Genomic DNA, 13,234 nt, shown 5'->3' with positions numbered 1-13,234 from the left:
GCATAAAATCAGAGAGGGGAATCCATTTGAAACGTTTATCAAAAACCATATACCCGGTGCCTGAGTATCCAGAAACGATTTTGCAGATTGGTGAAGGGAATTTTATGCGAGGCTTTATTAATTGGCACATTCAAAAGCTGAACGACTGCACAGATTTTAAAGGAAGAGCTGTTGTTGTTCCTCCGAGAAAAGGATCTGTTGCAGCTTTAAATGAACAAGATGGCTTATACACATTATGTATACAGGGCTATCATGACCAGCAAGAAATGAATGAGCGCATGGTCATTCAATCGATCAGCAGAGGAATCAGTACTTATACGGATTATGATGTTTTTTTACAAGTAGCTGAAAACCCCGATCTCCGTTTTGTCTTCTCCAACACGACAGAGGCAGGACTTATGTTCAGAAAGGAGGATCGCTTGGAGGATCGACCGCAAGCGAGTTTTCCAGGAAAGCTGACAGCGTTCTTATATCACAGGTTTAAAGCATTTGCTGGAGATGAACAAAAAGGGCTGATCATCCTTCCATGTGAACTGGTCGAACATAACGGTGACCGCTTGAAGGGATATGTGATAGACATGGCAGCTGAGTGGGATCTGCCGCTTGCGTTTATCACATGGATCAAGGAAGCTAATACGTTTTGTAATACGCTTGTGGATCGGATTGTTCCTGGGTTTTCTAAGGAAGCAGCTGAAATTGTTCAAAAGGAAGAGGGGTATATCGACGAGTTGCTTGTCACGGCAGAATACTATCACCTCTTTGTTATTGAAGCACCTGTCCTCGTACAAAAAGAGCTGCCCTTTCAAGAAGCAGGTTTAAATGTCCTTTTTGTAGAGGATATTGCGCCTTATCGCATGAGTAAGGTACGGATTTTAAATGGTGCCCATACAGCGATGGTGCCAATCGCTTACTCATGCGGGGGAGAAACTGTAAAAGAGGCTGTGGATGATGAGGATGTTGGTACGTTCATCCGGCGGATGCTGGAGGAGGAAGTGCTGCCAGGGCTTGAGCTCTCTCGAGATGAGCTTCTTCTTTATACACAATCGGTTTGGGATCGCTTTTGCAATCCATTTGTGAAGCATCAATTGCTGGATATTGCGCTCAATGGTGTATCTAAGTTTCGAACCCGTATTCTTCCGTCATTGCTTGATTATGTTGAGCAAAAGAAACAGCTGCCAATGAAACTCGTGTTTTCACTCAGTAGCCTCATTTTTTTTTACAGATCACATGCAGATAAGATAAAGGATGATGAGACTGTACTGGTTTTCATGAAGGAAGCCTTTGAAGGAGAGAACCAATCTAATGAAGCGATCGCAGCTAAGATTCTATCATGTGAGTCATTATGGGGGAGAAATTTAACGGATATAAATGATTTGGTTCACGCTGTAGCTGATCAGCTTACCTTCATACAGGAGCAAGGGATGAGAGCGGCTGTTCAACGAATGCTGCAACATCATTATGAAAGTCAGGGGGAGAAGGCATGAAAGATTTTATTGTGATTCACCCTTCAGATAATGTCGGTATTGCTTTAAAAGTACTTGAACAAGGGGAGGAGCTGCAGCATCAAGATCATTCCGTTGTTTTAAAAGAGACCATCGCCAAAGGTCATAAGTTTGCATTGGCTGATATCAAGCAAAGAGAGAATATCATGAAATATGGCTACCCCATTGGGCATGCAACGACTGCCATTTCTGCTGGAGAATGGGTGCATACACATAACATCAAAACCAATCTATCAGGCAAGCTTGATTACGAATACAAGCCTTCATTCACAGATAACCCCTATGAAAAAACGAATCTTACATTTAAAGGATATAAACGAAAAAACGGGGAAAGCGGGATTCGCAATGAGCTTTGGATTGTCCCAACCGTTGGATGCGTAAATGGCATCGCCGATCAAATCATCCAAATTTTTACTGCTGAAATGGGCGGAAGCATCCATCCGTTTGAAACAGCTCTCGTATTAAAGCACAATTATGGATGCTCACAGCTTGGGGACGATCATGAAAATACAAAAACCATTTTACAAAATGCCGTGAAGCATCCCAATACTGGAGGAGTGCTCGTCCTCGGACTTGGATGTGAAAATAACGATATTGACAATTTTCAGTCTACATTAGGTGAATATGACCGTGAGAGAGTGAAATTTTTAAGAAGCCAAGAAGTAGGTGATGAAATTGAGACGGGAGTCGCTTTACTCAAAGAAATTTATGAGGCAGCGAAAGAAGATCACCGTGAAGAGGTCCCGTTATCTGAGCTGAAAATCGGCTTGAAGTGCGGGGGATCAGATGGATTCTCCGGCATTACCGCAAATCCGCTTTTAGGAAGGCTGTCCGATTTTATTGTTGCTCAAGGAGGCACGACAGTGTTAACAGAAGTGCCCGAAATGTTTGGAGCTGAAACAATTTTAATGGAGAGAGCGGAATCAGAAGCGACTTTCGACAATATTGTGCAAATGATCAATGACTTTAAACAATACTTCATGGATCATCGACAGCCAGTATATGAAAATCCTTCCCCGGGAAATAAAGCAGGTGGAATTTCGACATTAGAGGATAAATCTCTCGGCTGTACACAAAAAGCAGGGACTTCTGACATTCAAGATGTGTTGAAATATGGGGAATTGCTGAAGCGAAAGGGCTTAAATTTATTAAGTGCGCCGGGGAATGATTTGGTTGCTTCATCTGCTCTTGCCGCTTCTGGCTGTCAGCTTGTCCTTTTTACAACAGGCAGAGGGACACCATTCGGCACGTTTGTCCCAACAATGAAGGTTTCGACGAATACAGCCTTATATGAAACAAAAAAACATTGGATTGACTTTAATGCGGGAGAACTGCTTGAAGATGTACCAGAAGATGTTGTGTTAGAAAAATTTATTTCAACTGTCATTGATGTGGCGAGCGGAAAGCTATTAAATCATGAAAAAAACAATTTTAGAGAGCTGGCTATTTTCAAAACAGGTGTCACACTTTAAGGCGACTGGGGGATGAGAATGTGTCTAGAAAACGGGATTTAATGTATATCACAGCAGGAACGGTACTCACAGGAATCGGACTCACTCGTTTAACAAGGCAAGGGAAGAAAGACAAAGAAGCAAACGGAATCGATCAAGTGTTAAAGCAGATAAAAGCACCGCTGTTCCCTGATCGTGAATTTAATGTGGTTCATTATGGTGCAGATGCGAAGGGGACCGAGCTTTCAACAGATGCTATACAGTCTGCCATTGATGATGCGCACCGTTTGAAAGGGGGACGTGTGCTGATTCCAGAAGGGACGTTTGTGACAGGTGCGCTAGAATTGAAGAGTCATGTAGAATTGCATTTGCATGAGAAAGCGTATGTGGCATTCACCCAAAACCGAAAGGACTATTTGCCGCTTGTACTGACAAGATATGAAGGGGTTGAGCTTTATAATTATTCACCTCTCATTTATGCACACCATGCAGAAAACATTGCCATTACAGGAGCTGGAACGCTTGATGGCAGAGGGGATGAGCATCATTGGTGGCCTTGGAAATATGGCACGAATGGCCAGCCTTCTCAAGATCGAGATCGTCAGCTTCTATTTGACATGGCTGAAAAAAGAATACCAGTAGAAGAAAGAGTGTTTGGAGAAGGGCATTATTTAAGATCAAGCTTTATCCAACCTTACCAATGTCAGCAAGTTCTTATTGAGGGAGTGACAGTGAAGGATTCACCGATGTGGCAAATTCACCCTGTACTAAGTGAAAATGTGATTGTCCGTGGAGTCCATATTATCGGGCATGGACCAAACACAGATGGTGTCAATCCAGAGTCTTGCCGGAATGTGCTCATTGAAGATTGTTATTTTGATAATGGCGACGATTGTATTGCCATCAAATCTGGAAGGAACGAGGACGGACGGAGAATAGGGATTCCATCTGAAAACATTGTCATTCGTAGAAATAAGATGCGTGATGGACACGGCGGAGTGACGATTGGGAGTGAAATCACTGGCGGGGTAAGGTATGTCTATGCAGAGAATAATGTCATGGATAGTCCGAACCTTGACCGGGCACTGCGGATTAAAACCAACTCTGTCAGAGGTGGTACCATTGAACATATTTACTTTAAAAACAACACAGTCAAAAGCCTAAAGCATGAAGTGGTCTGTATCGACATGATGTATGAGGAAGGGGATGCGGGTCCACATCGTCCTGTTGTACGTCATATTCAAGTAGAAGGACTGAAAAGCAGCGGCGGACGATATGGTGTGAAAATAGCCGCCTACTCACATTCCCCCGTGACAAACTTCAACATGAAAAATTGTGTCATAGATCATGTGACGTATCCACTTTCTTTGGAGCATGCTGTAGCGCCTTCTTTTCAGAAAGTCGTCATCAATGGGGAACAAATTAATAAATAGATAGGCGAAAAACAGTCTTTTTAGAGGCTGTTTTTCATTTATAAGATCGAAAAGACGCTTTTAGAAATCACATATACAACCTATCTGCACTGTAGTATAATATTCCCGAAATTAGAAAAGAATTGACGGAGAGAATTCGTCAAGCAGTACATAAATCAGGGGGTTCATTCATGAAAAAGTTAACGGCCATTTGGCTATCGCTCCTGCTTGTGATGGGTGTTTTAGCAGGATGTGCAGGTGCTGAAACAGACCATAAAGCAAAGAGTTCACAAAATAACGAAACAACGACTGCGGCATTTCCTGTCTCGATTAAAGATGCAGCTGGTAAAACAGTCGAAATCAAAGAACAGCCTAAACGAATTGTTTCATTAATTCCAAGTAATACAGAGGTTGCGTATGCGCTTGGTCTTGGAGATAAAATGGTTGGACGATCTGATTTTGACAATTATCCAAAGGAAGTTGAAAAGGTAGAGAAAATTGGCGGACTTGAATTCAATGTCGAGAAGGTGATTTCATTAAAGCCTGATCTTGTACTAGCTCATGCCTCACAGATGGGATCAAAAGAGGGATTTAAACAGCTAGAGGATGCAGGAATTCAAGTACTGACTGTAAATGATGCCACTTCTTTTAAGGATGTGTACAAATCGATCAATATGATCGGTGAAGCAACAGGTGTAAAAGAAGCATCAACAAAGCTTGTAGACGAGATGAAAGCAAAATTGAATCACATCAAGAAACAAGCAGAAGCGATCTCCAAAGACAAACAAAAAACAGTCTTTGTTGAAGTTTCAGGTACGCCTGAAATTTATACAACAGGTACTCATACATTTATGGATGAAATGCTTTCTGTTATCCATGCGAAAAATGCTGCTGGTGATCAAACTGGCTGGGTACAAATGACAGAGGAATCAATTATCAAACGAAACCCTGACGTGATCATCACAATTGATGGTTCCAGTTTAGCTGATCTGAAAAAGAGAGACGGCTGGAATGCGGTCAAAGCAGTGAAGGAAAAACAAGTCTTTCAATTGAATACGGATCTCGCATCAAGACCGGGACCGCGATTGGTTGAAGGAGTCGAGGCTCTTGCGAAAAGCATCTATCCTGACACGTTCAAATAAATTCATCATCGCATACACACTAAGTGCTTTACTTCTTGTGGTGAGCATTGGAATGGGAATCTCCTTTGGAAGCTTAGGGATTCCCATTCCTTCTATTCTTCGTATATTTGTTCATGAACTATTCGGTGTGCAGATAGGCACAATAGATTCAATTGATCGCAATATTATGATGAATATCCGGCTGCCGAGAGTAATATTAGCGGCACTAGTCGGAGCAGCGCTGGCGTTATCTGGTGCAGCCTTTCAAGGTTTATTAAAAAATCCTCTTGCTGACCCATATACACTGGGTGTATCTCAAGGGGCATCAGTTGGAGCCGTCGCGACCCTATTTTTCAGTTTGCAGCTCCCTTTGCTCGGCAGTTTCACACTGCCTTTTTTCAGTATGATAACAGCGCTTGTGACCCTATGTCTCGTCCTCTTTTTTGCGCGTCTTGTTCATCGGGGGATGAGCATTTCCTCTTTAATTTTAACAGGAGTGATTTTCAGCTCTTTTTTGGGCGCGCTTATATCATTAATGATTGCTTTAACGGGTGATGATTTAAAAGAGATTATTCATTGGCTTCTTGGTAGTGTGTCCATGAGGGGCTGGCGCTATATTGCGCTTTTCCTTCCTTTCTTTCTGATTGGGACCTTTGCATTAATGCTGATGGGGCGAGATTTGAATGTCATGACGTATGGCGAGGAGAAAGCAAAGCTATTAGGTGTACATGTGAAAAGGAGCAAATATATCGTGCTGCTTGCTGGATCGATTCTGACTGGTAGTGCAGTAGCGGTGTCAGGTACGATCGGATTTGTGGGACTTGTGATTCCGCATTTTATTCGCCTCTTAGCGATCACAGACCACCGGCACCTCCTGCCTTTGTCTATGCTGAATGGCGCTTCCTTTCTCGTTTTAGCAGATGTGTTATCACGCACGATCATTGAGCCGACTGAATTACCGATCGGCATCATCACAGCGTTAATTGGTGCCCCTGTATTCGGCATCATCCTCATCCGTAAATATAGAGGAGGGACGCATCTATGATTCAAGTGAAGGAAATCAAAGGTGGATATGGAGAGAAAGAGGTCATACGCGGCATCAGTCTTGAGGTAAAGCAAGGGGAATTTCTCGGTATACTTGGTCCAAATGGAAGCGGGAAGTCGACCTTGCTTAAAATGATCTCTGGATTGCTGGAACCTGATAGTGGTGAGGTACGCCTGAGCGGTCAACTGATTCAATCCTATCGTCCAAAGGCACTTTCGCAAAAAATGGCTGTTCTACCGCAGAAAACGGACCAAGCCTTCTCATTTACAGTGGAAGAAACGGTTCAATTCGGTCGTTATCCATATCAAAAAGGATGGTTGCAATCTGTTACCCAAGAGGATATGCGAATCGTAAACAAAGTAATGGAACAAACGGATGTTGCACAATTTAAGGGGCAATCTATTCATGAGCTAAGCGGGGGAGAACAGCAGCGTGTGTACTTGGCACAGGCACTAGCCCAGCAGCCTGAATATTTATTGCTCGATGAACCAACCAGTTTTCTTGATTTGGCCTATCAAAAAGACTTGCTTGATTTAATTAAAGAAGAGACCACTTCCTCTAGGTTGACGGTGATCGGTGTGTTTCATGATGTGAACATCGCCAGTTTGTATTGTGATCGGCTGCTGCTACTTGATGAAGGAAAGACAGAAATAGTAGGGCTGCCGCATCACGTCTTGACGCCTGAGCGAATCAACCGTGTATATGAAACAGATGTAACACCGCTCCAACACCCGCGAAGGGCAAACCCTCAGTTGACCATTGAACCTGCGGGGGCTTCTGTAGCATCAAATGCAAAGTTAGCGGATGGGTGGAAAACGTATGGCGGGGAAGGAATGACGTTTTCCCTCAAACAGCCGCTCCGCATCCTTTCCTCACATCAGAAAAAGGGCGGCTTCTTTTGGAAAAGGTCTCTCGGAACGGGAAGTGAGATGCTTCGTGACGAGTTGGATGATCGTGAAGGACTATTGTTTTACGATCAAACAAGTGGACCAAAACAATTTGCTGCTGAAGACACAGACGACGACATGGTGCTTTACGGCATGCGTCATCAAGAAGAGTTGACCATTTGGCTTGTACTGAAAGAGTCTATATCAGACGGATCGTCTGTTCAGCTCATGGGGCAGCTTGTCCACATGATGAAACGGGAGACGAGCATGTTCATTCATCATCTATGTATCGCTGCTGCGGGTATGCAAGAAACGGAAGATGATGAGCATTTACACGAAAGATTAAAGCAGAAAGTGCACCTTCTTCTTTATTCATTGAATGCCATTTAAAAGTGAACCAAAGGGTTCGCTTTTTTGTTTATGATGCGATCACAGTACTTTAGTTAAACAAATACATCCTTTTCACTTCAGGTTATACTAAAAGGACAAAGCAATAGACAAGGAGGAACACCAATGAAACTTTATACAAAAACAGGGGATCGAGGTCAAACAGGCTTGATCGGCGGGAGAGCCGATAAGGATGATGTGAGAGTAGAGGCGTACGGCACGTTAGATGAGGCGAATAGCTTCATTGGACTCGCGCATGCACATTTACGTCAGCATGGCGAATTGTTTCAAGACATTTTGTCAGAGCTGATTGTGATACAGCACGAGCTGTTTGACTGCGGCGGTGATTTGGCAGCAGTGAAACCACCGAAAGAAGGTAAATTAACTGAAATGTCTGTATCAGTCCTTGAGCAAAGAATGGATGTCTATGTAGAAGAAGCCGCGCCACTCACGAAGTTTATTTTACCGGGCGGCCAGGAAAGTGCAGCTCTTTTACATGTGGCGCGGACAGTCGTCAGAAGAGCAGAGCGGCATATGGTGACGCTTGCGAAGCAGGAGGAGATTCCATCAGTTGCGCTCACATATGTAAACCGGCTTTCTGACTATTTATTTGCAGCTGCCCGAATCGTGAATCATCGGCTCGGTGAAGCGGATGTTGAATATGAACGAAGTGCAAACGTATTTCGGTCTAAATAAAGAACAGCACTCTTCAAATGAGAAGAGTGCTTTTTTATTGGATTCTACCGCTCAGTCTGAGCGAAGTTACGACTCTGGTCGCAACGAAAGATCAATCTGCGACACGTTTTGCCAGCTTTCTTTTTTGACTATAGTAAAAGCAAGGAGCAAGAAAGGAGGCATGAAGATGAAAATAACAAGTAAAACCATCATCGGTTCGATTTTAATGTTTGTCGGTCTATCCATCTTCTTCGGTGGTTCACTAGGAGGGCTGATCCCGATTCTGATTGGGGCGTGGCTCATCTATGTAGGTGTAAAGAAATATGAAAAAGGCAGTAAAACCTTCGGCGTCATTCTAGCAGTCATTGGTGTCATGATCGTTGTGCAAGCTCTGCCGTTTATCCTTGGAATCGCATTGGCTGGGGGGCTTCTCTACTTCGGCTGGACGATGATCAATGGTGAACAGGCAAAAGAATCATCAAGTAGATCATATATGGAGCCAAACACGTCACCGAAAATGGAAGAACCTATGCACACGTCATTTGATCAAGAATGGGAAGATTTTTTAAAGAAAAAATAAGAGGAGGAAATTCAAATGGTATTCAGAAGAATGAGAGATATGTTTGTTGCAACGGTCAATGAGGGCTTAGATAAAATGGAGAATCCACGTGTCATGCTAAATCAGTACGTTCGTGATATGGAGGACGATATTGCCAAAGCGAAACATGCGATCATCAAACAGCAAACGATTCAACAAGGCTTCCTGCGCAAAGCAGAAGAGACGGAAGCATTTGCTGATAAAAGAAAGAAGCAGGCTGAGCTGGCATTTCATGCAGGAGAAGAAGAATTAGCACGAAAAGCGCTCACAGAAATGAAGTATTTTGAAGAAAAGCATCAGGAATATCAGGAAGCTTATCAGCAATCTGTGAAACAATTAAAAGAGCTGAAAGAGCAATTGCAGCAGTTAGAAACGAAGCTGCGTGATATTAAAGACAAGAAGCAGGCACTCATAGCAAGAGCAAATGCCGCACAGGCAAAGCAGCATATGAACGAATCTATGAATAAAGTAGATAGTGAAAGTGCATATAAAGAATTTCTTCGAATGGAGAACCGTATCGAAGAAATGGAGACAAAAGCGGGCAGCTATACACAATTTGAGGATCAAGGAGCATATGCTCATCTAGACTATGCTGATGAGGTTGAAAAAGAATGGCAGAAGCTCAAGCTGGAGAAGAAGCCTGAGCAGCAGCAAGCAAACTAAGAAATCAATGGCAGATCGGAAGAAAAGCAGGATTTTTCTTCCGATATTTGATTTCTTTCTGTTTCGCTTTTCCTTATAATGAAAAGGTCAGAAGATAAAGGGATGGTATGAATGAAGCGGTTAATCGGTCTAATTTGTATACTTGTAGGTGTCTTTTTAATGATTGGGATGCTTTTCAAAAACGAAGATCTCTTTCATTTGAGTTTCTCCCGTGAAAAAGCAGTCACAACAGCTTCAGCGAAAAAAGATGAAATTGATCAATTAGATATTTCTCTTTCTGGATTTCGCGTGAAGGTAAAGCCTGAAAATCGTTCCGATATTTCCGTGATGGTCGTAGGTGGAAAAGGGAAAATGTATGCGGAACAAACAGGCAGTATATTTAACGTCCGTGCTGAAAATAAAGGATTCTTGTTTTTCTCTTCATTTGAAAAAGGAGAACTCTTAGTCAAAATTCCAACAGATTATCATAAAAATGTGAAGATTACGGGTGGAAGCGGCGTCAGTGAGGTGGACGGCGAAGGGAAACTGTCTCTTCAAGATGTGACGCTTAAATCAACAAGCGGAAACCTCAATGCCGAGAATTTCTCAGCAAACAATGTCGAAATCAAAGCGACATCCGGCAGACTCTCTGTGTCTCACATCGATGCGAAAAATAGTGATATTGGAGCAACCTCAGGCCGTGCCGATATTAAAGATGTCAAAGGCGAACTGCAGCTAGAAATGACGAGTGGTAGATTGACGGCAAGCTTTGATACCATTGAATCACCTGTCTCCTTTCACATGACATCAGGCAGCGCAAAATTTAACCTGCCGGATGAAGGAGATTTTAACGTCAAAGTGAAAAAAACAAGTGGAAGTGTGGATCACTCCTATCATTTTGATCAAGCAGATAGTGAAGGTCGAGGCTTTACAGGTACGCAGGGAAAAGGGACACACTTAGTCGATATTGAAATGACAAGTGGAAACTTAAAGCTGCGGTAATGAACGGAAGAAAGGAAGGAGGCGAGTCAACTGCGTTTTTCAAGGAATCAAATTTTAGGCATCATTGTCGTGATTTTTGGTATTAATCTATTTCTCAAAATTATTGGGATCGGAGCCGAATTGTTTTGGCCCGTGTTTTTTGCGCTGGCAGGCTATTGGCTGCACTCAAGATCCAAACGTTGGCTCGGTTCAGTTTCCTATATTTTTGCCGGCTTTCTCTTTTTAAAATTCCTGCTCAATATTACATTTAGTCTCACAGGATATTTATTTGCGGCCTTTTTGATATATGCCGGCTATCGCTTATTGAAAAACAAACCCGTTTTTGATGTCGATAAAAAGGAAGCATCGGAGGGCGATAAGCCTTCTCTGAAAGTCAATCTTGAAAAAGAGGGCGAGCAAAAGAAAACAAAGAGCCAGACAAAGCCGCGCAAGGAGCATGACTTTTTTATCGGTGAAGTCAGGCTGATGAAAAAGCCGTTTCAATTAAGTGATTTGACGATTTCAGGGTTTATCGGGGATGTCAAAATCGACTTATCAAAGGCCATCATCGCAGAAGAAGAGAGCACGATCGTGATAAGCGGGCTCATCGGAGATGTGGATATTTTCGTACCGCAGGATATTGAAGTATGTGTGAGTGCTTCAGCTGCCATTGGTGATATGAAAATTATTGATGAAAAAAGAAGCGGATTCGGCAGTAAAGTGTATGTGATGACCGACAATTACGATGAGAGTAAACGAAAAGTGAAAATCTCCATCTCTTTACTGATCGGAGATGTGGATGTGAGATACTTATGAGGAAACTCCATCTAGGTATCCAGTGGCAATCTATTCGTCTTGGAGTAGGGATCTCGCTTGGTGTTGTCATCATGACGATGCTGCCCATGTTTTTTTATTATCAGCTTGATCCGATGATTCTCCTCTCTACCCGCTGGTTCGGCATCCCATTTTTTTGTATTTTACTGATCATTAGTCTTGCCATTGGGGTTTCTGCCTCACATGTATTTGGCTATCAGCATAAAAAGCGTCTTGATCAGCTTGTAGAGTCGATTTTAAAGTTTGAAAATGGGAACTTTGCATACAGACTGCCGTCTCTTGGCGACGATGAAATTGGCTTAGCGGCAGATCAATTAAATGAAATGGCGAAACGAGTGGAAGGTCAAGTAGCCTCTTTGCAAAAGCTCTCGAATGAGCGGGCAGAATGGCAGGTGCAAATGAAAAAGTCGGTCGTCTCAGAAGAACGTCAGCGTTTAGCACGAGAACTGCATGATGCGGTCAGCCAGCAGTTATTTGCGATTTCAATGATGACCTCTGCGATTCTTGAAGTCATGAAGGAAAAGGATGAAAAGATTTTAAAGCAGATGCGCCTAGTCGAACGAATGGCTGGCGATGCACAAAATGAAATGCGTGCCCTTTTGCTTCATCTCAGACCGATCACCCTTGAAGGAAAAGACTTGAAAAAGGGCTTGATTGAGCTCCTAAATGAATTTCAAGCAAAGCAGCCGATTGATATTGATTGGGAAATAGAAGATGATGTTCCGCTGTCTAAAGGAGTAGAGGATCACCTCTTCCGAATTGTACAGGAAGCCCTGTCAAATGTGTTCAGGCATGCAAAGGCGACAAAGGTGACGGTGCGTCTGCTCATTCGAAATCGGCAGGTGCAGCTGAAGATTATCGACAATGGGATCGGCTTTCAAACCGATCATGTGAAGACGGCCTCCTACGGACTGGAATCAATTCGTGAAAGAACAAGTGAAGTAGGCGGTGTCGCAGAGATTATGTCATTTGAAGGAAAAGGAACACAAATTGATGTGAAGGTTCCCATTTTTGATGAAGGAAAAGGAGAGAACGTTCGATGATTCGAGTGCTTTTAATCGACGATCACGAAATGGTGAGAATGGGGCTTGCTGCTTTTTTAGAGGCACAGGCTGATATTGAAGTCATTGGTGAAGCGTCAGATGGACAAAAAGGTGTAGAGCTAGCAGTTGAATTAAGGCCAGATGTCATTTTAATGGATCTTGTCATGGAAGGCATGGATGGTATCGAAGCAACGAAAAGAATTTGTCAGGAAATTGAAGATGCACGAATTATCGTTCTGACGAGCTTTATTGATGATGATAAAGTTTATCCAGTGATTGAAGCAGGTGCTTTAAGTTATTTGTTAAAAACATCCAAGGCAGGAGAAATTGCAGATGCCATTCGGTCTGCAAGTATCGGCGAACCAAGACTAGAATCAAAAGTAGCTGGAAAGGTGATGAATAAACTTCGTCATTCCTCAAATGGATCGATCCTTCATGATGCATTAACAGCAAGGGAAATGGAAATCTTGAAGCTGATTGCTGATGGGAAATCGAATAAGGTCATCGCTGAGGAACTATTTATTACAATTAAAACAGTGAAGACACATATTACAAACATTCTTTCCAAACTCGATGTAGAAGACCGGACGCAAGCGGCTGTGTATGCGCATCGTCATAAGCTGATTCAATAAAATAAAAAAACAGCTTTCAAAAGA

General features: G+C 42.8%; 13 protein-coding genes. All 13 read left to right on the top strand.

Annotated elements, in window-relative coordinates:
- The first annotated feature begins 26 nt into the window (after positions 1–26).
- The 13 genes from NST39_RS15955 to NST39_RS15895 all read left to right on the top strand — a co-directional run bounded on the left by NST39_RS15955 (position 27) and on the right by NST39_RS15895 (position 13,210).
- A complete protein-coding gene (locus NST39_RS15955) occupies positions 27–1,484 on the top strand; it encodes a tagaturonate reductase (RefSeq protein ID WP_341029205.1) in 1,458 nt (485 codons plus the stop codon).
- Entirely contained in the window at positions 1,481–2,974 is a 1,494-nt protein-coding gene (locus NST39_RS15950; RefSeq protein ID WP_341029202.1) for a UxaA family hydrolase, read from the top strand. Before NST39_RS15955 ends, NST39_RS15950 begins: the two co-directional genes overlap by 4 nt.
- Positions 2,975–2,994: 20 nt before the next feature.
- A complete protein-coding gene (locus tag NST39_RS15945) occupies positions 2,995–4,386 on the top strand; it encodes a glycoside hydrolase family 28 protein (RefSeq protein ID WP_341029199.1) in 1,392 nt (463 codons plus the stop codon).
- Between the two features lie 170 nt (positions 4,387–4,556).
- Entirely contained in the window at positions 4,557–5,507 is a 951-nt protein-coding gene (locus NST39_RS15940) for an ABC transporter substrate-binding protein (protein WP_065098039.1), read from the top strand.
- Positions 5,473–6,531 (top strand): FecCD family ABC transporter permease, encoded by a 1,059-nt coding sequence (locus tag NST39_RS15935; protein WP_185107880.1) that lies wholly within the window; start codon positions 5,473–5,475, stop codon positions 6,529–6,531. Before NST39_RS15940 ends, NST39_RS15935 begins: the two co-directional genes overlap by 35 nt.
- Positions 6,528–7,808, top strand: coding sequence for a heme ABC transporter ATP-binding protein (locus NST39_RS15930; RefSeq protein ID WP_113768070.1), 1,281 nt, complete (start codon positions 6,528–6,530; stop codon positions 7,806–7,808). Before NST39_RS15935 ends, NST39_RS15930 begins: the two co-directional genes overlap by 4 nt.
- A gap of 123 nt (positions 7,809–7,931) precedes the next feature.
- A complete protein-coding gene (locus NST39_RS15925; RefSeq protein WP_341029194.1) occupies positions 7,932–8,501 on the top strand; it encodes a cob(I)yrinic acid a,c-diamide adenosyltransferase in 570 nt (189 codons plus the stop codon).
- Between the two features lie 166 nt (positions 8,502–8,667).
- Positions 8,668–9,060 carry a hypothetical protein gene (locus NST39_RS15920; protein WP_065098043.1) on the top strand — a complete coding sequence of 131 codons (393 nt, stop codon included), beginning with the start codon at positions 8,668–8,670 and terminating at the stop codon, positions 9,058–9,060.
- Between the two features lie 15 nt (positions 9,061–9,075).
- Complete coding sequence (liaH, locus tag NST39_RS15915; protein WP_003213665.1) at positions 9,076–9,741, top strand: stress responsive protein LiaH; 666 nt, start codon at positions 9,076–9,078, stop codon at positions 9,739–9,741.
- 111 nt (positions 9,742–9,852) lie between these two features.
- On the top strand, positions 9,853–10,722 hold the full coding sequence (liaG, locus tag NST39_RS15910) for a LiaG family protein (protein ID WP_341029191.1): 870 nt from the start codon (positions 9,853–9,855) through the stop codon (positions 10,720–10,722).
- 30 nt (positions 10,723–10,752) lie between these two features.
- Positions 10,753–11,517, top strand: a complete 765-nt coding sequence (liaF, locus tag NST39_RS15905) for a cell wall-active antibiotics response protein LiaF (RefSeq protein ID WP_044140904.1) — start codon at positions 10,753–10,755, stop codon at positions 11,515–11,517.
- Positions 11,514–12,578, top strand: coding sequence for a two-component system sensor histidine kinase LiaS (gene liaS / locus NST39_RS15900; protein WP_044140903.1), 1,065 nt, complete (start codon positions 11,514–11,516; stop codon positions 12,576–12,578). The genes liaF and liaS overlap by 4 nt, the downstream gene beginning before the upstream one ends.
- Positions 12,575–13,210, top strand: a complete 636-nt coding sequence (locus tag NST39_RS15895; RefSeq protein ID WP_003213157.1) for a response regulator — start codon at positions 12,575–12,577, stop codon at positions 13,208–13,210. The genes liaS and NST39_RS15895 overlap by 4 nt, the downstream gene beginning before the upstream one ends.
- The last annotated feature ends 24 nt before the right edge of the window (positions 13,211–13,234 follow it).

It is taken from the genome of Bacillus sp. FSL W8-0645 (genome assembly GCF_038007905.1).
Taxonomy (GTDB): domain Bacteria; phylum Bacillota; class Bacilli; order Bacillales; family Bacillaceae; genus Bacillus; species Bacillus pumilus.
This window is presented reverse-complemented; position numbering and strand designations above follow the sequence as displayed.

Bases quoted from the DNA above. Each gene is read 5' to 3' on its own strand.
- NST39_RS15920 (WP_065098043.1), top strand. From the start codon at position 8,668: ATGAAAATAACAAGTAAAACCATCATCGGTTCGATTTTAATGTTTGTC.
- liaS (WP_044140903.1), top strand. From the start codon at position 11,514: ATGAGGAAACTCCATCTAGGTATCCAGTGGCAATCTATTCGTCTTGGA.
- NST39_RS15930 (WP_113768070.1), top strand. From the start codon at position 6,528: ATGATTCAAGTGAAGGAAATCAAAGGTGGATATGGAGAGAAAGAGGTC.
- NST39_RS15895 (WP_003213157.1), top strand. From the start codon at position 12,575: ATGATTCGAGTGCTTTTAATCGACGATCACGAAATGGTGAGAATGGGG.
- NST39_RS15940 (WP_065098039.1), top strand. From the start codon at position 4,557: ATGAAAAAGTTAACGGCCATTTGGCTATCGCTCCTGCTTGTGATGGGT.
- NST39_RS15950 (WP_341029202.1), top strand. From the start codon at position 1,481: ATGAAAGATTTTATTGTGATTCACCCTTCAGATAATGTCGGTATTGCT.
- liaH (WP_003213665.1), top strand. From the start codon at position 9,076: ATGGTATTCAGAAGAATGAGAGATATGTTTGTTGCAACGGTCAATGAG.
- liaG (WP_341029191.1), top strand. From the start codon at position 9,853: ATGAAGCGGTTAATCGGTCTAATTTGTATACTTGTAGGTGTCTTTTTA.
- NST39_RS15925 (WP_341029194.1), top strand. From the start codon at position 7,932: ATGAAACTTTATACAAAAACAGGGGATCGAGGTCAAACAGGCTTGATC.